The sequence below is a fragment of the Pseudomonas shirazensis genome (assembly GCF_014268785.2).
In the GTDB taxonomy this organism is placed as follows: domain Bacteria; phylum Pseudomonadota; class Gammaproteobacteria; order Pseudomonadales; family Pseudomonadaceae; genus Aquipseudomonas; species Aquipseudomonas shirazensis.
The window spans coordinates 316,440-336,772 of the sequence record NZ_JABWRD020000002.1 but is presented as its reverse complement, the minus strand read 5'-3'; the positions used below and the strand labels follow the sequence as shown (position 1 = coordinate 336,772).

Genomic DNA, 20,333 nt, shown 5'->3' with positions numbered 1-20,333 from the left:
GGGTGTAAGTGATGGCGAAGTTGACCGTTTGCGCGGCGAAGATGGCGGCTTTTTGCCACATGTTGCGCAGCGGGATGTCAAGGAGAAAGCGCCGCATTGGGGCGTAGGAAAGGGCTTAAAGCGATGTAAGAAGGGGCCGCAAAGCGGCCCCTTCCGGTATAACGTGCAGATCAATCGATCAAGGCATCAGTACTTCAATCAAACCGTCAGCATTCATGCTGACTTCACTGGTGCCCGCTTCGATTTCAGGCGCCACCGCCGCCTCATCAGCCCCCATGGCTTTCATCGCCATTGGCGCGCTGCGCATATAAGGGCGCGGATAGCCGCTGCTGTTCAGGTTCAGGTTGACCACCTTGTAACCCTTGCCGCCGAGGGCCTCGGTCGCCAGCTGAGCGCGAGCCTTGAAGGCATTTACCGCATCCTTGAGCAACTCGTCTTCGCTGGTCTTGCGCGTAGTCTGGGCAATGGAGAAGTCCATGCCGCCCATCTTCAGGTCCTGCAGCAGCTCGCCGGTGAGTTTGGACAGGGTCGGGAAGTCGGCGCTCTCGAGGCGCAGCTCGGCACGCTCGCGCCAGGCGGTGATCTTCTGGCCCTTGGCGTCGTAGACCGGGTAGCTGTTGCGGCTGCCCTGGCTGATTTTCACTTCCTTGACCTGACGCGCCTGCTGCATGGCCTTGTTCATGGTCTCGGTAATGTCCTTGGCCAGCTTGCCCGGATCGCTGTTCTGGGCTTCGCTGTAAAGGGTCACGACCATCAGGTCGCGGGGCACTTCCTTGCTGACTTCGGCGCGCAGCGAGACCTGGTTGTAACGCGGCTCTTCAGCCAGCGCCGGGAGGCTGGCCAACAGGCCGCAGGAAAGCAGCAGGGCAGTGCTGCGACGAGACATATGCATAGGTGACTCCTTGGCGAAGAATAGGCGTGGCGAGTAATTGTCCATGCCACGCATGGCCCATAAGACCGGTTTCAGTGTAGTGGGTTCAAAAGTGCCATCATCAAGCTGTGACAAAGTGTGGCGCTTTGCCGCAGCGCTGCAGTGCAAGGCCAGGCTTGGGTATACTCCCGCCGATGTCCCTGGAGCACTCATCAGGAGAGCTCATGCTCGCTGCCGCCCAACCGTTGTCTGCAACTCGCCAGAACCTCTGGCGCCTGACCGTGATTCGGGTCCTGGTGCTGGCCGCCCAAGCCGGCTCGGTCGGCGTTGCCTACTGGACCGAACTGCTGCCGCTGCCGTGGCTGTCGTTGGCGGCAACCCTGGCGCTGTCATCGCTGCTGTGCGCCTTCACCGCCTTGCGCCTGCGCCTTTCGCTGCCGGTTACCGAACTGGAGTACGCCTTCCAGCTGGCCTGTGACCTGCTGATTCACAGCGCCTTGCTCTACTACTCCGGTGGCTCGACCAACCCGTTCGTCTCCTATTACCTGGTGCCGCTGGCGATTGCTGCGGTGACCTTGCCGTGGATCTACTCGCTGGTGCTCTCGGGCCTGGCCCTGGTCGCCTACAGCCTGTTGCTGGTGCAGTTCTATCCGCTGGAAACGCTGCCGCTGGCGCGCGACACCATGCAGGTCTACGGCATGTGGCTGAGTATTGCTCTGGCTGCGGCGGTGATTACCTTCTTTGCCGCACGCATGGCCGAAGAGTTGCGCCGCCAGGAGCAATGGCGTGGCGAGCGCCGCGAAGAGAGTCTGCGCGATGAGCAATTGCTGGCCGTCGCCACGCAAGCCGCCGGTGCCGCGCATGAGCTGGGCACGCCGCTGTCGACCATGAGCGTGCTGATCAACGAGATGCGCCAGGACCATCACGACCCGCAGTTGCAGGAGGACCTGGCGATCCTGCAAGACCAGGTCAAGCTGTGCAAACAGACCCTGCAGCAACTGGTGCGCGCCGCCGAGGCTAACCGGCGCATGGCCATCGTCGAGCAGGACGTTACCGCCTGGCTCGACGAAGCACTCAACCGCTGGCACCTGATGCGCCCCGAAGCCAGTTACCGCTTCCAGCGCCTGCGCGATGGCGAGGTGCCGCAACTGACCCCACCGCCCGACCTGACCCAAGCGCTGCTGAACCTGCTTAACAATGCTGCCGATGCCTGCCCGGATGACCTTGAAGTGCGCCTCGACTGGAACGCCGAGGACATCATCATCAGTATCCGCGACCATGGCCCGGGCATTCCTCCGGCCATTGCCGAGGCCATCGGCAAACCCTTCTTTACCACCAAGGGCAAAGGCTTCGGTCTTGGCCTGTTTCTGAGCAAGGCCAGCGTTACGCGTGCGGGCGGCTCGGTGAAACTCTATAGTCATGAGCAGGGCGGCACGCTTACCGAGCTGCGCCTGCCCCGTGGCAAGCGAGGAGATGAATGATGACTGATGAAACCCAGATCGACGGCGAAGAGCTGCCGCACCTGTTGCTGGTAGACGACGATGCCACCTTCACCCGGGTCATGTCCCGGGCCATGAGCCGCCGCGGTTTCCGCGTAAGCACCGCGTCGTCGGCCGAGGAAGGTCTGATCCTGGCCCAGAACGATTTGCCCGACTATGCCGCGCTGGACCTGAAAATGGAGGGTGATTCGGGCCTGGTGCTGCTACCCAAGCTGCTCGAGATGGACCCGGAAATGCGCGTGGTGATCCTCACCGGTTACTCAAGCATTGCCACTGCGGTCGAGGCGATCAAGCGTGGCGCCTGCAATTACCTGTGCAAACCGGCCGATGCCGATGACGTGCTGGCCGCGCTGCTGTCCGAGCACGCTGATCTGGATTCGCTGGTGCCGGAAAACCCCATGTCGGTAGACCGCCTGCAGTGGGAACACATCCAGCGCGTGCTCGGCGAGCACGAAGGCAATATCTCCGCCACGGCGCGGGCGCTGGGCATGCACCGGCGCACCTTGCAGCGCAAGCTGCAGAAGCGCCCTGTACGCCGCTGAAGTGAGCGCTGCCGGCTGGGTCGAGTGACGATCCAGCCGGCAGCGTGTACTTCACACGCGCGTTACTTCCGCCTCCCGTGCCACGGTCTTGTGCGCTAGCAGCGTGTAGATGCATGGCAGCACAAACAGCGTGAACAAGGTCCCGATCGACATCCCGGTGGCAATCACCATACCGATGTCAAAGCGGCTGACCGCCCCAGCGCCGGTCGCCAGAATCAACGGCACCATGCCGAACACCATCGCCGCGGTCGTCATCAGCACTGGCCGCAAGCGGATCGCCGCCGCCTCTTCGATGGCTTCGCGCACATCCAGCCCCTTGTCCTTGCGCAGCTGATTGGCGAATTCGACGATCAGAATGCCGTGCTTGGTAATCAGCCCGATCAACGTCACCAGGCCGACCTGGGTGTAGATGTTCATGCTCGACAGGCCCAGGAACAACGGCAGCAAGGCCCCGCAGATCGACAACGGCACCGTCACCAGAATCACCAGCGGGTCACGGAAGCTCTCGAACTGCGCCGCCAGCACCAGGAAGATGATCGCCAGCGCCAGGCCGAAAGTTACCCACAGCGCGCTGCCTTCCTGGACGAACTGCCGCGATACCCCGGCGTAGTCGAACGAGAAGCCTTCTGGCGCTTCTTCACCGGCGATCTGCCGCACCGTCGCCAGCGCTTCGTCCATGCTCACCAGTGGCACGCCCTGAATGATCGCCGAGTTCAGCTGCTGGAACTGGTTGAGCTGGCGCGGTCGAGCACGGTCGCTCAGGGTGATCAGGGTCGACAACGGCAGCAGTTGGCCCTGGTTGTTCTTCACGTAGTAGCTGTTGAGCCAGTGGGGGTTGTCGCGATAGGCGCGTTCGACCTGGGCGATGACCTTGTAGCTGCGCCCTTCGAGGGTGAAGCGGTTGATCTCGCCTTCGCCGAGCAGGGTGGCCAGGGTGCCGCCGAGCACGTCCATCGACACGCCCATCTGCGCCGCCTTGGCCCGGTCGATGTCGACCACCACCTCGGGCTTGTCGAACGCTAGGTCGATGTCGAGGAAGGCGAACTTGCCGGACGCCTGCGCGCGCTCCTTGACCCGCTGGGCGACCTCGAGCAGCGCCGGGTAATCACCGGCGGTATTGATCACGAACTGGAACGGCAAACCTTCGCCAGTGCCGGGCAGCGCCGGCAGGTTGAAGCCGAAGATCTGCAGGCCGGCGATTTCGGCAAGCTTGGCCTGGACCAGTGGCAGCAGCTCCATCTGGCTGCGCTCGCGCTCGTTCCACGGCTTGAGCAGAAAGCCACCGATGCCGCTCTGCACACCATTGAAGCCGTTGATCTGGAACGACGAGTAATACTCCGGGAAGCCCTTGAAGATCCCGGTGTACTGATTGGTATAGGTGTTCAGGTAATCAAGGTTGGTCGGCTGCGGCGCACTGCTGATCATGAAGATCACGCCCTGATCCTCGTCGGGCGCCAGCTCGTTCTGGGTGAACTTGAGCAGCACCGGGATCAGGCACAGGATGATCACGGCAAACACCACCACGACCGGCCTGCTGTCGAGGGTGCCGTGCAGCAGCCGTTGATAACGCACCTTGAGGCCGTCGAAGATCCGGTCGAGGCGATGCGCCAGGCCACTGGCGTTCTGCTCGCGGCGCAGCAGCAACGCGCACATCATCGGCGACAGGGTCAGGGCGACGATGCCGGAGATCACCACTGCACCTGCCAGGGTCAGGGCAAACTCCTTGAACAGCGCACCGGTAAGGCCTTCGAGAAAACCAATCGGCGCATACACCGCAGCCAGGGTGATGGTCATCGACACTACCGGTATCGCAATTTCGCGGGCGCCTTGCAGCGCCGCATCGAACGGCGTCTTGCCTTCGTCGATATGGCGATGGATGTTTTCCACCACCACGATCGCATCGTCCACCACCAAGCCGATCGCCAGCACCATCGCCAGCAAGGTCAGCAGGTTCAGCGAGTAGCCCATGGTCTGCATAAAGAACAGCACGCCGATCATCGACAGCGGGATGGTGACTACCGGGATCAGCACCGAGCGCAGCGCGCCGAGGAAAAGGAACACCACGACGATGACGATCAGCACCGCTTCGCCGAGGGTCTTGATCACTTCGTCGATGGAGGCCTGGATGAACAGCGTGGCGTCGTAGGCAATCGACACCTTGAGCCCGGCCGGTAGTTGACCTTCCAGCTCCGGCATGACCCGCCGCACTTCCTTTATTACCTCGAGCGGGTTGGCCGACGGCGTGGCCTTGATGCCGATGTACACCGAGGGCGTACCGTCGAACGAGCTGACCGTGTCGTAGTTTTCGGCCCCCATCTCGACCCGGGCGACATCGCCGAGCAGCACCCTAGTGTCGCCAGCCGTCTTCAGCGGCAATGCAGCAAACGCCTCCGGTGATTTCAATTCGGTGGTGGCGTTGATGCTGGTGACCACGTACTCGCCCTTGACCTCGCCTGCGGCCGAGAGGAAGTTGTAGCGGCGCACGGCATCGGTGACGTCATTGGCGGTCAGGCCAAAGCCGGCCAATTTGACCGGGTCGATCCAGATACGCATGGCAAACACCTGGTTGCCGAGGATCTCGGCCTCGGCCATGCCAGGCAGGGTCGCCAGCTTGGGCTGGATCACCCGCGACAGGTAGTCGGTGATCTGCGGGTTGCTCATCTGCTCGCTGTAGAAGCTGATGTACATCAGCGCCGAGGCGTCTGCCGCTTCCTTGCTCAACACCGGTGCCTCGGACTGCTGCGGCAGCTTGTTGCGCACTTCGTTGGCCTTGGCCAGCAGCTCGGTGAACAACCGGTCGCTGTTGGCGCCAACCCGCGCGTAGATCGAGATGATGGAGAAGTTCTGCCGGCTCACCGAGGTCATGTAGTCGATGCCTTCGGCACTGGCCAGGCTCTGCTGCAGCGGCTGGGTGATGTAGCCCTGGATGGTCTCGGCGTTGGCCCCGGGGTAGGCGGTGGTCACCGTGATCAGGGCGTTTTCCATTTGTGGGTACTGGCGGATCTGTAGTTTGCTCCAGGCCTGAAAGCCGAGCAGCAGGATCAGCAGGCTGACCACACTGGCCAGCACCGGGCGGCGGATGAACGGGTCTGTGAACGCCATGTCAGCCTCCTGCTCAGTTGCCGCGCGGAGCGCTGGCTGGGGTGGTCGACGCTTGCTCGGTGATCTGGATGGCCGCGCCCGGAGTCAGCTTCAGTTGCCCGGCACTGACCACCCGTTCTCCCGCCTTGAGCCCCTCACTGACCACCACCACACCGTCACGGCGCTCGCCGGTGCGGATGGTGCGTTGTTCGGCAATCAGCTGCGGCTGGCCGTCTGCGTTCTGTTTCGGGCTGACCACGTACACCGAGTTGCCATACAGGGTGTAGGTGATGGCGCTCTCCGGCACTACCACCTGTGGCTGAGGATCGGGGAGCAGCACCAGCAGGCTGGCAAACATCCCCGGCAGCAACTTGCCGTCGGGGTTGGCCAGGCTGGCGCGGACCAGCAGGTTGCGGGTGTTTTCGTCGACCTTGGGGTTGATCGCGCTAAGCGTGGCATTGAAGGTCTGGCCAGGGAAGGCCGCCACCTGCAGCAGCACTTTTTGGCCAAGGGCCAGTTGCGGCAGGCTCTGCTCCGGCATGTTGAAGTCGACGTACAGGCTGGACAGGTCCTGCAGGGTGGCGATTACCGTGCCGCTGGCAAGAAAGTCGCCGATGTCGACCTGACGGATACCAATGGTGCCGCTGAACGGCGCCTTGATGCTCTTCTTCTCCAGCGAGGCCTTGAGCTGATCGACCACCGCCTGGTTACGCCGGTACTGCGCAGTCAATCGGTCGAACTCGCCACGAGAGATAGCCTGGTCACCAACCAGCTGGCTACCACGGCCGTAGTCCACCTTGGCCAGGCCCAGATCAGCCTGGGCGGTGCCGAGCAGGGCGGCTTCCTGATCGCTGTCCAGTTGCAGCAACAACTGGCCTTGCTTGACCTGCTGGCCAGACTCGAAGTGCAGCGACTTCACCGTCCCGGCCTGCTCCAGGCTCAGCTCGACGCCCTGCAACGCCTTGAGGCTACCGACCGCCGGCAGGCGCTGCTGCCATGGGCGCTGTTCAGCCGTTGCGGCGGCAACGCTGACCGGAGGTTTCGGTGCGGTAAATATCTGGATCTGCTGATAGATCGAAAAGGCCTTGTAGCCCCCCAGAATCAACACGATCAACAGCACGATGGCCAACATGATCAGCATGCGCCGGCGCAGCATAGGTCCACTTCCCTGGAGGTAGTCATTGTTATGGCTGAGGCACGACCACGGGCGTTCCTGCCCACGTGCGAATGCACTGAGTATCGCCGGTTTTGCGCAACTAGGGGAGGGGCTATGCAGGCATTGATCTGACCTGCTCGTACAGGCAGCGAGCAGGCCAGATCAAGTGCCGGAAACGGGTCAAACCAGGTGCAGGTGGTTATCCCAGAAGCCGGAGGGCAGCTCCAGGGGCTGGCCCACAAGCTGCTGTTTGCGGCAGTCGTAGAAGCGGCAACGGCCTTGCCCGGAGGTGACCACAAAACCGTCCTTCACCGCACCCACGCCGGCGCAGTCGGGCATCGGTGCGTCGAGCTTGACCGCTGCCGTGTCCAGGTCCCAGATGAACAGCCGGTTGGCCCGCGGCGCAGTCAGGGCGACCAGCCGCAACTCGTTGTGGATGGCCACACTGGCGGTGTACTGAGCCATCGACTGCAATTGCCGCTCCGGCACCGGGAAGGCCTGGAATGGTTCGCCCGGGCGCTTGATCGCCAGCAGCTCGGCGGTCTCATCTGATGCGCCCATGAATTGCTGGCAAGCGACCAGGGTGCCGTCGTTGCCGATGGCCAGGTGGCGCACGCTGTTCATCTGCTGGCCGAGGGTTTCCTTGGACAGCAGGGTGCCATCGCGCTGCATCATCACCAGGCTTGGTTGCATGGCGTTGAGGTTCATCTCCACCCGGCTTTCGGCTTCGGTGCGAATGCCGCCGTTGGCCACTACCAAGGTTTCGCCGTCGGGCATCCACGCCAGCTCGTGCGGGCCGATGCCGTGGGTCGAGATCTCGCCGCTGTGCACCAGGCGTTCACCGTCGAAGCGATACACCCCGAGTACGCCACGGCCCGGATCGGTGGTGTCGTTCTCGGTGGCGTACAGCCACTCGCCGTCCTTGTGCATCACCGCATGGCCATAGAAATGCCGGTTGGGCTGCGCCGTCAGGGTTTGCAGCAAACGCCCATCACGCAGGTCGACCAGATAGCTTTCGGTGCCGGGGCGACGCGCCACGAACAGCGCAATCGGCTGTTGCGGGTGATGAATGATGGCATGGCAACGCTGGCCCACTTCGGTGGCGAACACCTGGTTGCCGTCGAGGCGATAGCCGACGGCGTAGTGCTTGCCGTCGGCATCGTCGCGGGCCGACAGCAGCAGTGGCTCGCTGCCTTTGTTGCGCAGCAGGCTCCAGCCGCCCAGGGTCAGGGCGCTAAGGGCGATACTGGCAAGTTTCAGGGCCTGGCGTCGCAGCATGTCAGTCACCGTCGTTGGCATTGAAGCCCAGCTGGATGTTCAACGCTTTGGCCAGGTCGCCTTCGTGCAGGCGGTGGACCACGTTGAGGCTGTCGTAGATATCGTTCAAGGTCTGCTTGCCAGCGTCGTCCGCGAGCAGCTCGCCAAGGGGCTTGTCGTTGGCGGCCAGCAGCTTCAGGGCGTTGGCATAGGCGGCGTCGATCTTGTCGGCGAGGGCGCTCTGGTCCTTGCCGAGCAGCCCGCGCAAGCCGCGGTTGTCGACCCCGACCCAGACCGCCTGGGCGGCTTTCAGGCTGGCTTCCAGGCTCTTCATCGAAGAGTGGCTGCGCCAGGCTTCGGCCTGCAGCGGCTGGGCGATGCCCTTGCTCTGGCGGCCCATCGGTGCGCCGAGCTTTTTCTTCAGGGTGTCCAGTGCGGTGACCTGGGCGCGGAGCAGATCGGCGATCGCCTCGTGCGAGTCAGCATAGCGCTGGTTGGGGAACTTGGTCATCTGCGAAAGCATGCCGTCGGTGCTGTTCCAGCCCTTGAGGATTTCTTCGGCGAGGGCCTTCTGGTGTTCGCTGATGGCCACCAGCAGTGGGCAGTAGCGGGCCTTCTGCTCAGGTGTGGCGATGTCTGGCTTGCTGTCGAAGAGGATGTACTCGTAGGCAGACAGACCGCGCACGACGACGCTGGACTTGCCCAGGGTCTCGTTGTCGATCGGCTTGTCGCCGTTGACCAGTTGCTCGACCTGACGGCCGACCAGGTTTTTCTTGTCGGGCCAGAACTGTACCTGCCACGGGCGGTTGCCTTCGGCCAGCGGGCCGACCAGCAGAGGCTGCAGCTCGGCCCAGGCTTTTTGCGCGTTGAGGAAGTCGGCGCGGGCGGCGTCCAGGGTGGTTTTGCCTTCACAGTAGGACAGGGCGCTGGCGGCCAGCTGGCGGTCAGCTTCGACCCAGCGGCTGTAGGTCGGCAAGATCACCTGCTTGGCGATTGCCGCCGAGGTGACGGCCTGCGGGTCTTGCGGCGAGCAAGCACCGAGGGCGATTGCGGCGAGGCTGGTGAACAACAGTTTGGGTCGGAACATGCCCGGCTCCTTGCGCGTTAAAGTGAATTCAGAAAAGCCAGCAACGCGGCGCGTTGCTCGGCATTGAAGGTCAAGACCTGGTCGCGCGCCGCCTGCGCTTCGCCGCCATGCCAGAGCACGGCTTCGAGCAGGTTGCGGGCGCGGCCATCGTGCAGAAACTGAGTGTGGCCGCTGACCGTTTCGGTCAGGCCCAGGCCCCACAGCGGCGCTGTGCGCCAGTCCTGTCCACCGGCGGCGAACTCGCTGCGCTGGTCGGCCAGGCCGGGGCCCATGTCATGCAACAGCAGGTCGCTGTAGGGGCGAATCAGCTGGTTGGCCAGCTCCGGCTCGACGCCTGCGCTGGCCGTGGTGAACTGCGGCGTATGGCAGCCCTGGCAGCCGGCCTGGAAAAACAGGTTCTTGCCAGTCAGCACCTGTGGTGCGTCGACGTTGCGGCGGGCCGGCACGGCCAGGTTGCGGGTATAGAAGGTGACCAGGCGCAGGATATTGTCGCTGACCTCTTTCTCGCCGTCGGCGCCGTCACCGTTGGGCGCGGCCAGGCAATCGGTCTGGGCCGGGGTGCAGTCGTCATGGGGCTTGAGCGTGCTGGTCAGGCCCATGTCGCCGGCAAAGGCATGCACGTTCTGCTGGTTGACGTTGGGCTGCCCGGCTTTCCAGCCGAAGCGACCGAGCACGGTCTTGCCCTGGGCGTCATCCCAGACCTGATTGGCGCGCCCGCGGATGCCGTCGCCATTGCGATCGTCCGGGTCGGCGTTGGCCAGAATCGCCGCTTCGGGGATTGCCTCGAGCAAACCCAGACCGATCATCGGCGGCGCGATCCGCGCCGAGAAACGCGTGTCGGGGTGCATCGGGCCGTAGCCGAGCTGGGTGATCTGCAATTGCGGGCGGCGCAATTCCACCGCGTGGCCGTCGGCGAAGCGTACGGTCTCGCTGCTGTAGCTGACGCGGACCTTGCCCTCGGGTTTGATGCCGGGGATGGCCATGTCCTGCAACTGAGTGCCGTAGACCGGCTCCGGAACCACGCCCAGGCGTTCGATTTCCTTGGCGTAGGCGGGCTGGTCGGGGATCGACAGCCTTACCAGCATCGACACTGCGTTGCTGTCGTCGAGTTCCGGCGGGTGCCCGCGGCCGTCGCGGACGTGGCAGTTCTGACAGGCGTTGGTGTTGAACAACGGGCCGAGCCCGTCACGCGCGGTGGTGGTCGCCGGAGCGATTACCCACGGGTTGCGGAAAAAGCTGTTGCCCACGGCAAAGTCCAGCCGCCGTTCGGGGCTGAGGTTGGCAGAGGGGAGGGAGAAGGCCTGGCGATCGCTGCGCAGGACGGTTGCCTTGCCACCGGACAGGGCCTCGCCTGGTTCGGCCTGAGTGAAACGCGGGGCGTCGTCACAGGCGACCAGAACAGCGGCCAGCAGCAGGGGGCTTAGGCGGAGCAAGGACATCAACAATCCTGGGCTTGGGCAAAAAACCGGCGTGCAAGCTTAGCAGGACGGGATTGTTTGAATAAGAGCAATTTGCAATTACTGGATGAAATCGTTGTCAGGTTGCTGCTGCAATTGGGGCCGCAAAGCGGCCCCAATCAAGTAGGTTTACAGCCCGAATCAGAACTCGTGATCAGCAGTATCCGGATTCAGGTTGGCAATCCCCAACTTGCCCGCAGCCTGCTCGATCGCACCGGTCTGTTTGACCAGCGAAGCAATCGCATCACGCACGATCTGGTTGCCGGCAGCATTGTCGGCGGCGATCAGCTGATCGTAGTGCTCACCCTTGAGGGCATGATCGACGATCACCTGGATCTTGGCCTCGGTGGCCTCCAGGTCAGCTTTCAGGGTGGCGTCGGTAGCCGGGTCAACCTTGGCCACCAGCGACGACAGGCTTGGGCCGGTCAGCTTGCTGCCGTCGGCGCGGGTGTACTCGCCCAGGTAGACGTTACGAATACCCTTGGCATCGTAGAAGTGCGAGTAGTGGGTGTTGTCGCTGAAGCAGTCGTGCTCGTCTTCCGGCGAGTTGGCTTCCAGCGAAACCTTCATGCGCTCGCCCGCCAGTTCACCCAGCGACAGGCTGCCCATGCCGAACAGCATCTTGCGCACGCCGTCGTTGACCGGCTCCGCTTCCAGCGTGGCGCGGTAGTTGTCGGCGACGTTTGGTGCCCAGTTGCCGACCATCTCTTCGAGGTCTTTGACCAGCAGGTCGGTGACCGCCTTGAGATAGGCACGGCGACGGTCGTTGTGGCCACCGGTGGCGCCAGCGCCTTCCAGGTAGTCAGACGCCGGACGATTGCCCGCACCTGGGCCGGTGCCGTTCAGGTCCTGGCCCCAGAGCAGGAATTCGATTGCGTGGTAACCGGTCGCGACGTTGGCCTCGGAACCGCCCAGCTCATTCAGACTGGCGAGTTTCTCCGGGGTCAGGTCCTTGACGTCGATCTTGTCTTCGCCAACCTGGATTTCGGTGTTGGCAATAATGTTGGCGCTGGCGGCAGGGTTGCCCAGCGCGTGCTCGTAGCTCTTGTCGACGTAGTCGATCAGGCCTTCGTCCAGTGGCCAGGCGTTAACCTGACCTTCCCAGTCATCGATGATGGTGTTGCCGAAGCGGAACACTTCGCTCTGCAGGTACGGCACGCGGGCAGCGACCCAGGCATCCTTGGCGGCTTGCAGGGTTTCGTCGTTCGGCGTGGCGAGGAACGCGTCGATGGCGCTTTGCAGGGTCTTGGCGGTGCTCAGCGAGTCGCTGTAGACGGCCGAGACGAGCTCTGCGTAGTGCTTGACCACGGCCTTGCCAGCCGCCTCGTCGATCGCCCCGGCGGTCGCGGCGGTGGTGCTGGCGGCAGCAGGTGCCTGGGCTTGCGGAGCGGCGGCCTTGTCATTTTTACCTTCGCCACAACCGGCGAGGGCGATAGCGATGGCCAGCAGACTGGCGGAGGCCAGAGGCATACGAATCATTGTTGGTTTCCTGCGTGGTGGGTTTGGACGTGTGCCGTGGCACGCGAAACCGTCACATCATGCGAAAGATTTGCATTTGCTGTAAAGGGGTGGGCAGTGAATTCATGAAAATGCCCGCTGGTGGGGCATTTTCCTGTTCTGGCGGGGTTTACAGCACTGAGACCTGATTGCGCTGCGCCTGCTTGAGGTAGGCAGTCAGCTCGCGCGCCGACAGCGGCTTGCTGTAGTGATAGCCCTGCCCCTCATGGCAGCCCTGGGCAATGATGTAGGTCTCCTGCTCGGCGGTTTCCACGCCTTCGGCGATGACCTGCATGCCAAGGCTCTTGCCGAGCTGGATGATGGCGCGAACGATGGTGGCGTCATCGTCGTCATCGAGCAGGTCCTGAACAAAGCTCTTGTCGATCTTGATCTTGTCCAGCGGCAGCGACTTCAGGTAGCTGAGCGAAGAATAACCAGTGCCGAAGTCATCAATCGCAATCAGCGCACCTGAGCGACGCAGGCTCAGCAGGTGCTGGGCGGCGGTGCTGATGTCTTCCATCAGGCCGGTTTCGGTGACTTCCAGCTCAAGGCTGCGAGGCGGCAGGCGATAGGCCTGCAGCAGGTTGTTGACCACCCGCGGCAGCTCGTTGTGGTGCAGTTGCACGGTCGACAGGTTGACCGCCATGCGCAGCTCGCCAAAGCCCTGGTCGTGCCATTCGCGCAGTTGCCGGCAGGCCTGGTCGAGGACCCATTCGCCGATGGGGATGATGTGGCCATTCTGCTCGGCCAGCGGGATGAACTGGTCGGGCGGGACCATACCCAGCTGCGGATGCTGCCAGCGCAGCAGGGCTTCGACGCCGACTACGCTGTGGTCGCGGTAGCTGATCTGCGGCTGATAAACCAGGTACAGCTGGTTGCGCGGCAGGGCTTCGCGCAGGTCCTTTTCCAGTTCGCGGCGTCGGCGCATTTCGCTGTCGACGCTGGCGATGTAGAACTGGTAGCGATTGCGCGAGCGCGCCTTGGCCAGAGTCATGGTCTGCTCGGCCTTTTGCAGGAGCTTTTCGGTGCTGTCGCCGTCCTCCGGGAACAGGGTGATGCCGATGGTCGCGCGCAGGCGGATTTCCTGCTGCTCGAGGGCAAACGGCGCCTCCAGGTCGTCGAGGATGCTCTGTGCCAGCTCGGCCGCCTCGTAAGGCTGCTCGATGTCGGCCTGGACTAGCGCAAACTGGTCGCCGCCCAGCCGGGCCAGGGCGCCGAGGCGGCCACTGTGCGCGCGCAGACGGTCGGCCAGGGCCAGCAGCAACTGGTCACCGACCTGATAACCGAATTGTTCGTTGATGCCTTTGAAGTCATCCAGACCTACGCACAGCACCGCCACTCGGCGCTGCAGGCGGCCGCCATCGACGAGGATCTTGTCCAGTTGCTGCTGCAATTGCTGGCGGTTGGGCAAGCCGGTCAGAAAGTCATACTGAGCCATACGTTGCAGGCTGTTCTCGGCTTCATGGCGCAGATGGGTATTGCGCTCGATCGAGGCCAGCAGCTGGTTGGCGGTGTTGACCCACAAACCCAGTTCATTTTTTTCGTGGCCTTTGACCAGCGGAATCTGATGCTGGCTGGGCCGATCAGGGTTGATCTGGGTAAGGTGCTCGATGATCTTCGACAGCGGCTTGGTCAGCAGCCAGTGGTAGACCAGGTACAGCACCAGGCCCATGGCCAGCGCCCGTAGTACGCCGGAGATGAAGATGATCACGGCGTTGATCAGGAATTCTTTGCCATAGGCGGCAGTGTCGAGGGTAATGCTGAGGTCGCCGTAGTACTCGCTGTAGGGGCCGCGGCCGACCAGTTGCGTGGTGTAGGTGCGTTCCTGGCCGAGCAAAAGATCGGTCAGCCAGCGCATCGACATGTCGCGCAGCGGTCGCGATTTCTCTGCGAGCATGGTTTCGTTGGGGTGGCCGATCGAGGCCATGCGCACCGAGTCATCCTGGAACAGGCCTTCCATGACCTGCATGCCCATTTCCCGGTCGAGGCTGTACACCGCCTGCGTCGACGGGTCACGGAACATGTCGAGGATGCGCTGGGCATCGCTGTTCACCGCCTGACGCGTCTTGTAGGTGTCGTAGACGATCTGCGCACAGCTAAGGACGACGCCAACCGCGAGCGCCGACAGCAGCACTACCCTGAGCAACTTGACCGATAAGCTGTTCCGCAATTGCAGCTTCAATGGGGATTCCTTAATCCATGCGCATGCCATTATTTTGCCAGTAGTTGTGGCAAGACACTATCGACCCTTTGTTGCATTGCTACTGTATCGGTTGCGCAGGCTTGCTACTTTAGTGCTATGCGCCAACTTTCCCAGAGTTTTGATGTTAGCGCGCTATGCGGGCGGATCAAGCTGGATTTACAGCGGTGCGAGCAGCCATAAAAAAACCCGGCGAGTGCCGGGTTTTTTCTGTGCCAAAAGCGAAGTCGATCAGGCCTTGAAGGTCTGGCCTTCGAACTGCTCGGCAACGAACTTCCAGTTGACCAGGTTCCAGAACGCCTCGACATACTTTGGACGGACGTTGCGGTAGTCGATGTAGTAAGCGTGCTCCCAGACGTCGCAGGTCAGCAGCGGGGTGTCGCCGTTGGTCAGCGGGTTGCCGGCGCCGATGGTGCTGGCCAGTGCCAGGGAACCGTCAGCTTTCTTCACCAGCCAGCCCCAACCGGAACCGAAGGTGCCGACCGAAGTCTTGGTGAACTCTTCCTTGAACTTGTCGAACGAACCGAAGGCAGCGTTGATGGCCTCGGCCAGTGCGCCAGTCGGTTGGCCGCCGGCGTTTGGTGCCAGGCAGTTCCAGTAGAAGGTGTGGTTCCAGACCTGAGCGGCGTTGTTGAAGATGCCACCCGAAGAGGTCTTGACGATCTCTTCCAGGGTCTTGCCTTCGAATTCGGTGCCTGGGACCAGATTGTTCAGGTTCACGACATAGGTGTTGTGGTGCTTGTCGTGGTGATACTCCAGGGTTTCCTTGGAGATGTGCGGCTGCAGGGCATCATGGGCGTACGGCAGCGGCGGCAATTCAAAAGCCATGGTGGATCTCCTGATTCAGGTCTAATTCGCGGTTTGCGCAAGGCCGATCACGGGCGGCCCGAGGTACGTCGGCGAGTTTGTACTCTTTGCGACGCAAGCCTTGGATCATATCACCAGCCCCCGCGCATAACCACGCAACAACTATAGGGACAAATAGTTGCAGCGCCGGCGCCAATGGCATTCAGCCCAGAATCAGCTGCGCTGCCACCGCGAACATCATCACTGCCACCATCAGGTCGAGCAGGCGCCAGGTCGCCGGCCGTGCCAGCCACGGTGCCAGCCAGGCTGCGCCGAGGGCGAGGGTGAAGAACCACACCAGTGAGGCGCTGGCCGCACCCGCTACGTAAGCGCTGGGCACGCTTTGCTGGGCGCCCAGCGAGCCGATCAGCAGCACAGTATCCAGATACACATGGGGGTTGAGCAGGGTCACTGCCAAGGCGCTGAGCAGCACCGCCCGGCGCGAGCGGGAGCCCTGGCCTTGCTCCTGCTCCAGGCTTTGCTTGGAACAGGCCCGTTGCAAGGCCTTGGCCCCGTACCAGATCAAGAACGCCGCGCCGCCCCAGCGCGCAGCAGCCAGCAACGTCGGGTTCTGTGCCAGCACCGTGGCCAGTCCGAACACTCCGGCGGCAACCAGCAGGGCGTCGCAGACCACGCAGAGGACGGCCACCGGCAGATGGTGTTCACGGCGCAGGCTCTGCGCCAGGACAAACGCGTTTTGCGTGCCGATGGCCATGATCAGGCCAAAGGCAACCAGCATGCCGTTCATATAACTTTGCCACATAGCGCAGACACTCCACTGCCACCAACCGATTGGCTGGCGCTGATTGCTTGATCGAATGCTGGCCATTGTGCCGAGTGGCGTTGTATAAGAAAAACCAATAAAGCTGATCAGGCATTAGAGAAATCGATGTTCGACTACAAGCTCCTGGCGGCCCTGGCGGCGGTCATCGAACAAGGCGGTTTCGAGCGGGCAGCACAAGTGCTTGGCCTGTCGCAATCGGCCGTGTCGCAGCGGATCAAGCTGCTCGAAGCGCGGGTCGGCCAGCCGGTGCTGGTGCGCGCCATGCCGCCGAGCCCGACCGAAGTCGGCCGGCAACTGCTCAACCATGTGCAGCAGGTGCGCCTGCTCGAGCGTGACCTGCAGCGCCAGGTGCCGGCGCTGGACGAAGGCGGCATGCCCGAGCGTCTGCGCATTGCGCTTAATGCCGATAGCCTGGCGACCTGGTGGGCCGGTGCGGTGGGCGCGTTTTGCGCCGAACAGCCGGTGTTGCTGGACCTGGTAGTCGAGGATCAGGACGTCGGCCTCAAGCGCATGCGCGCCGGTGAGGTTGCGGCCTGCCTGTGTGGCAGCGAACGCCCGGTGGCCGGCGCGCGCAGCCAGCCACTGGGCGCCATGCGCTATCGCGCCTTGGCAAGCCCGGCATTCATGGCCCGGCATTTCCCGCAGGGCTTCGACGCCAGCCGGCTGGCGCGGACCCCGGCGATCGTGTTCGGCCCGGACGATTTCCTCCAGCACCGTTATCTCGCATCGCTAGGCATTGCCGATGGATTTTTGCATCACCTGTGCCCGTCCTCGGAGGGCTTTCTGCGCATGACCGAAGCCGGCCTGGGCTGGGGCCTGGTGCCGGAGCGGCAGGTGACTGCGCAGCTGCAGTGTGGCGAACTGGTGGAAATCTGCGCCGATACTCCCATCGATGTGCCGCTGTACTGGCATCATTGGCGCAATGGCGGGCAACTGCTCGCCCAATTGACCGAGCACCTGCGCCAGACGGCGCCAGGTTGGCTAGTGCCGTTGTAGCCGGCAGCGACGTCAACTGCATCTGAAATCTGGCAAGGCGGAGTGTTACATGCGAATTCTGGTCACCGGCGCGAGCGGCTTCATCGGCGGGCGCTTTGCGCGTTTTGCCCTGGAGCAGGGCCTTGAGGTCCGGGTCAACGGGCGGCGTGCCGAAGGCGTGGAGCATTTGGTCAAGCGCGGCGCGCAGTTCATCCCAGGTGACCTCGGTGATGCCGAACTGGCCCGGCGTCTGTGCCAGGGCGTCGATGCCGTGGTGCATTGCGCGGGCATGACCGGCGCTTGGGGACGCTACCAGGATTTCCATCAGGGCAATGTGGTGGTCACCGAAAACATCGTTGAAGGCTGCCTCAAGGAGCATGTGCGCCGGCTGGTACACCTGTCGTCGCCGTCGATCTACTTCAATGGCCGCTCACGCCTGAATGTGCAGGAACAGCAGCTGCCGCGGCGCATGCACGATCATTACGCCACGACCAAATTTCTCGCCGAGCAGAAGGTCTTCGGCGCGCAGGAGTTCGGCCTCGAAGTGCTCGCCCTGCGCCCACGGCTGGTCACCGGGGCCGGCGATGCGAACATTTTCCCGCGCTTGCTGCAGATGCAGCGCAAGCGCCGCCTGGCAATCATCGGCAACGGCCTGAACATGGCCGACTTCACCAGTGTGCACAACCTCAACGAAGCGTTGCTCAGCGCACTCTTTGCAGATGATGAGGCGCTCGGCCAGGCCTACAACATCAGTAACGGCCAGCCGCTGCCGCTGTGGGATGTGGTGAATTACGTCATGCGTCAGATGCAGTTGCCGCAGGTCACCCGCTACCGCTCCTACGGCCTGGGTTACAGCCTGGCAGCACTCAACGAAGCGGCGTGCATGCTCTGGCCTGGCCGCCCGCAGCCAACTTTGTCACGCCTGGGTATGCAGGTCATGAGCAAGGACTTCACCCTCGACATCAGTCGGGCCCGGCAGCATCTGGATTACCGGCCTCAGGTCAGCCTGTGGAGCGCGCTCGACGAGTTCTGCGGCTGGTGGAAGAACGTCCCGCACAACCGCTGAAGCGCGCGCCTTGATGATGGTCATCAACGTAACGCGCTGGCGGTTTATACTGTGTCTCTTTGCTATGACTGTGGTTGAAAGCCCCCATGCGTAACGACCTTCGCGACGACTTCGACGACGTGCCAACATTGCGTGCCGGCACCCGAGATGACGATGAACTGCTCCCCGAGCACGTGGCGCGCAGCCGCCAGAAAGCCGCACGGCCGACCAACACCGCGCCGCTCTGGGCTTTGCTGGTTGCCTCGTTCATCGCCCTGGCCGGGCTCGGCTGGTGGAGCTTCCAGCAGATTTCGCTGATGGAGCAGCAACTGGTCGCGACCCAGGAGAGCTTTGCCCGCATCAGCGAGGAAGCCGCCGGCCGGCTGCAAGCGATCAGCGGCAAGGTCGAAGCCAGCGATGCCAGCGTCAGCACCGGCAGCGAAGCCTTGAAACTGCAGATTCGCCAGTTGCAGGCCAGCCTTGCCGAGCAGGGCAAGCAGCAGCAGGGCGTGGCCGGTCAGGCCGGCGACCTTGGCAAGCGCCTGGAACAGGTACTGGCCGATACCCGCGAGCAGCAAAAAGCTGTAACTGAATTGCAGGCCCAATTGCAGGCGCAGTTGAAGGCGGTGAATGCCGAGTTGGCGGCGCTGAAGGCGGGCCAGCTGGATGGCGGCAAGCTCGACAACGAGCTCAAGAGCCTGAACAGCGAGATTGCCGCGCTGAAGAAGCAGGGCAACCCGAGCGCGGCGATCAACAGTCTGGAGCAGGATGTGCTGGTGCTGAAGAGCCAGATCGACAATCGCCCCGCAGCAGCGGCCAGCAGCGGCGCCTCGGTGCAGGAATTCGACGCTTTCAGGGGGCAGACCACGCGCAGCCTGAACACCCTGCAGAACCAGGTGCAGAACCTGCAACAGCAGATCAACGCCCGGCCATAGTGGTAATGCTGATGGGGCCGCGCAAGGCCGCCCCATTCATCTGCTTACAGCCGTGGATAGTCGATATAGCCCACGGCGCCACCGCCATAGAACCTCTCCGGCCGCGCCTCGTTCAACGGCGCATCGGCGGCCAAACGTGCTGGCAGGTCCGGGTTGGCAATGAACGGCACGCCAAACGCCACAGCATCGGCCAGGCCGCTGGCAAGGGCGGCGTTGGCGCTGGCCTTGTCGAAGCGTTCGTTGACGATGTACGGCCCACCGAATGCTTGCTTGATCTGCGCGCCGAGGCTGTCGTCGGCGAGTTTTTCCCGCGAGCAGATAAACGCGATACCGCGTTTGCCCAGTTCGCGGGCGACGTAGGTGAAGGTCTCGGCGCGGTCAGCATCGCCCATGTCATGAGCATCGGCGCGTGGCGCCAGGTGCATGCCGACGCGCTGGGCGCCCCACACTTCGATCACCGCATCGGTCACTTCCAACAACAGCCGGGCACGGTTCTCCAGTGAACCGCCGTAGTTGTCGTTGCGCTGGTTGGTGCTGCTTTGCAGAAACTGATCGAGCAGGTAGCCGTTGGCGCCATGAATCTCGACGCCATCAAAGCCCGCCGCCTTGGCGTTTTCGGCACCGATCCGATAGGCCTCGACAATGTCAGCGATCTCTTCGCTTTCCAGTGCCCGCGGGGTTGGGTAGTCGGCCAGCGGACGCACCAGGCTGACATGGCCCTTGGGCTGGATCGCGCTGGGTGCAACCGGCAGCTCACCGTTGAGGTAGCTGGGGTGGGAGATGCGCCCGACGTGCCACAGCTGCAGGAAGATCCGCCCGCCGGCAGCATGCACTGCCTTGGTCAGGCTGTGCCAGCCGCGCACCTGGTCGTTGGACCAGATACCGGGGGTGTCCGGGTAGCCAACGCCCATTGGCGTCACCGAAGTCGCTTCACTGAGAATCAGCCCGGCGCTGGCGCGCTGCACGTAGTACTCGGTCATCAGCGCATTGGGCACGCGGCCTTCGTCGGCGCGGCAGCGGGTCAGCGGCGCCATGATGATGCGGTTGGGCAACTGCAGGTCACCCAGCAGCAGTGGATCGAATAGCGTAGTCATCGGTTCA

16 protein-coding genes are annotated in these 20,333 nt (G+C 63.0%); 5 read left to right on the top strand and 11 right to left on the bottom strand.

Annotated features, from left to right (window positions below; all coding sequences use genetic code 11):
• Positions 1-178: 178 nt before the first annotated feature.
• Positions 179-892 (bottom strand): SIMPL domain-containing protein, encoded by a 714-nt coding sequence (locus tag HU736_RS12810; protein WP_101316759.1) that lies wholly within the window; start codon positions 890-892, stop codon positions 179-181.
• Between the two features lie 203 nt (positions 893-1,095).
• On the opposite strand from HU736_RS12810, the gene HU736_RS12805 reads away from it, so the two are divergent.
• Complete coding sequence (locus tag HU736_RS12805) at positions 1,096-2,352, top strand: ATP-binding protein (RefSeq protein WP_103436140.1); 1,257 nt, start codon at positions 1,096-1,098, stop codon at positions 2,350-2,352.
• A complete protein-coding gene (locus HU736_RS12800) occupies positions 2,352-2,912 on the top strand; it encodes a response regulator transcription factor (protein ID WP_103436141.1) in 561 nt (186 codons plus the stop codon). Before HU736_RS12805 ends, HU736_RS12800 begins: the two co-directional genes overlap by 1 nt.
• 51 nt (positions 2,913-2,963) lie before the next feature.
• Here the strand turns inward: HU736_RS12800 and HU736_RS12795 are convergent, their stop codons facing one another.
• The 9 genes from HU736_RS12795 to HU736_RS12755 all read right to left on the bottom strand — a co-directional run bounded on the left by HU736_RS12795 (position 2,964) and on the right by HU736_RS12755 (position 16,256).
• Entirely contained in the window at positions 2,964-6,014 is a 3,051-nt protein-coding gene (locus tag HU736_RS12795) for a multidrug efflux RND transporter permease subunit (protein ID WP_186697457.1), read from the bottom strand.
• 13 nt (positions 6,015-6,027) lie between these two features.
• The gene (locus HU736_RS12790) at positions 6,028-7,149 is read right to left on the bottom strand and encodes an efflux RND transporter periplasmic adaptor subunit (RefSeq protein WP_186697459.1); all 1,122 of its coding nucleotides are present in this window, start codon (positions 7,147-7,149) and stop codon (positions 6,028-6,030) included.
• A 180-nt stretch (positions 7,150-7,329) separates the two neighbouring features.
• Positions 7,330-8,427 (bottom strand): DUF1513 domain-containing protein, encoded by a 1,098-nt coding sequence (locus HU736_RS12785; protein WP_103436144.1) that lies wholly within the window; start codon positions 8,425-8,427, stop codon positions 7,330-7,332.
• Position 8,428: 1 nt separating this feature from the next.
• The gene (locus tag HU736_RS12780; protein ID WP_186697461.1) at positions 8,429-9,493 is read right to left on the bottom strand and encodes an imelysin family protein; all 1,065 of its coding nucleotides are present in this window, start codon (positions 9,491-9,493) and stop codon (positions 8,429-8,431) included.
• A 17-nt stretch (positions 9,494-9,510) separates the two neighbouring features.
• A complete protein-coding gene (locus HU736_RS12775) occupies positions 9,511-10,938 on the bottom strand; it encodes a di-heme oxidoreductase family protein (RefSeq protein ID WP_186697463.1) in 1,428 nt (475 codons plus the stop codon).
• A gap of 153 nt (positions 10,939-11,091) precedes the next feature.
• Positions 11,092-12,429, bottom strand: a complete 1,338-nt coding sequence (locus HU736_RS12770; protein ID WP_103436147.1) for an imelysin family protein — start codon at positions 12,427-12,429, stop codon at positions 11,092-11,094.
• Between the two features lie 148 nt (positions 12,430-12,577).
• Positions 12,578-14,629, bottom strand: coding sequence for a putative bifunctional diguanylate cyclase/phosphodiesterase (locus tag HU736_RS12765; RefSeq protein ID WP_101316777.1), 2,052 nt, complete (start codon positions 14,627-14,629; stop codon positions 12,578-12,580).
• A 249-nt stretch (positions 14,630-14,878) separates the two neighbouring features.
• Positions 14,879-15,475, bottom strand: a complete 597-nt coding sequence (locus HU736_RS12760; RefSeq protein WP_101316779.1) for a superoxide dismutase — start codon at positions 15,473-15,475, stop codon at positions 14,879-14,881.
• A gap of 181 nt (positions 15,476-15,656) precedes the next feature.
• The gene (locus HU736_RS12755; protein WP_103436148.1) at positions 15,657-16,256 is read right to left on the bottom strand and encodes a LysE/ArgO family amino acid transporter; all 600 of its coding nucleotides are present in this window, start codon (positions 16,254-16,256) and stop codon (positions 15,657-15,659) included.
• Positions 16,257-16,382: 126 nt separating this feature from the next.
• On the opposite strand from HU736_RS12755, the gene HU736_RS12750 reads away from it, so the two are divergent.
• The 3 genes from HU736_RS12750 (at position 16,383) to HU736_RS12740 (ending at position 19,232) form a co-directional block, all read left to right on the top strand.
• Positions 16,383-17,273, top strand: a complete 891-nt coding sequence (locus HU736_RS12750) for a LysR family transcriptional regulator ArgP (RefSeq protein WP_103436149.1) — start codon at positions 16,383-16,385, stop codon at positions 17,271-17,273.
• A 49-nt stretch (positions 17,274-17,322) separates the two neighbouring features.
• Complete coding sequence (locus tag HU736_RS12745; RefSeq protein ID WP_103436150.1) at positions 17,323-18,318, top strand: NAD-dependent epimerase/dehydratase family protein; 996 nt, start codon at positions 17,323-17,325, stop codon at positions 18,316-18,318.
• A gap of 86 nt (positions 18,319-18,404) precedes the next feature.
• Positions 18,405-19,232, top strand: a complete 828-nt coding sequence (locus HU736_RS12740; protein ID WP_186697466.1) for an ATPase — start codon at positions 18,405-18,407, stop codon at positions 19,230-19,232.
• Positions 19,233-19,276: 44 nt separating this feature from the next.
• On the opposite strand, the gene HU736_RS12735 is transcribed toward HU736_RS12740, so the two are convergent.
• Positions 19,277-20,326 (bottom strand): alkene reductase, encoded by a 1,050-nt coding sequence (locus HU736_RS12735; protein WP_186697468.1) that lies wholly within the window; start codon positions 20,324-20,326, stop codon positions 19,277-19,279.
• Positions 20,327-20,333: the final 7 nt, after the last annotated feature.

Bases quoted from the DNA above. Each gene is read 5' to 3' on its own strand.
- HU736_RS12745 (WP_103436150.1), top strand. From the start codon at position 17,323: ATGCGAATTCTGGTCACCGGCGCGAGCGGCTTCATCGGCGGGCGCTTT.
- HU736_RS12790 (WP_186697459.1), bottom strand. From the start codon at position 7,149: ATGCTGCGCCGGCGCATGCTGATCATGTTGGCCATCGTGCTGTTGATC.
- HU736_RS12810 (WP_101316759.1), bottom strand. From the start codon at position 892: ATGCATATGTCTCGTCGCAGCACTGCCCTGCTGCTTTCCTGCGGCCTG.
- HU736_RS12735 (WP_186697468.1), bottom strand. From the start codon at position 20,326: ATGACTACGCTATTCGATCCACTGCTGCTGGGTGACCTGCAGTTGCCC.
- HU736_RS12740 (WP_186697466.1), top strand. From the start codon at position 18,405: ATGCGTAACGACCTTCGCGACGACTTCGACGACGTGCCAACATTGCGT.
- HU736_RS12750 (WP_103436149.1), top strand. From the start codon at position 16,383: ATGTTCGACTACAAGCTCCTGGCGGCCCTGGCGGCGGTCATCGAACAA.
- HU736_RS12785 (WP_103436144.1), bottom strand. From the start codon at position 8,427: ATGCTGCGACGCCAGGCCCTGAAACTTGCCAGTATCGCCCTTAGCGCC.
- HU736_RS12805 (WP_103436140.1), top strand. From the start codon at position 1,096: ATGCTCGCTGCCGCCCAACCGTTGTCTGCAACTCGCCAGAACCTCTGG.
- HU736_RS12770 (WP_103436147.1), bottom strand. From the start codon at position 12,429: ATGATTCGTATGCCTCTGGCCTCCGCCAGTCTGCTGGCCATCGCTATC.
- HU736_RS12755 (WP_103436148.1), bottom strand. From the start codon at position 16,256: ATGTGGCAAAGTTATATGAACGGCATGCTGGTTGCCTTTGGCCTGATC.
- HU736_RS12795 (WP_186697457.1), bottom strand. From the start codon at position 6,014: ATGGCGTTCACAGACCCGTTCATCCGCCGCCCGGTGCTGGCCAGTGTG.
- HU736_RS12760 (WP_101316779.1), bottom strand. From the start codon at position 15,475: ATGGCTTTTGAATTGCCGCCGCTGCCGTACGCCCATGATGCCCTGCAG.
- HU736_RS12800 (WP_103436141.1), top strand. From the start codon at position 2,352: ATGACTGATGAAACCCAGATCGACGGCGAAGAGCTGCCGCACCTGTTG.
- HU736_RS12780 (WP_186697461.1), bottom strand. From the start codon at position 9,493: ATGTTCCGACCCAAACTGTTGTTCACCAGCCTCGCCGCAATCGCCCTC.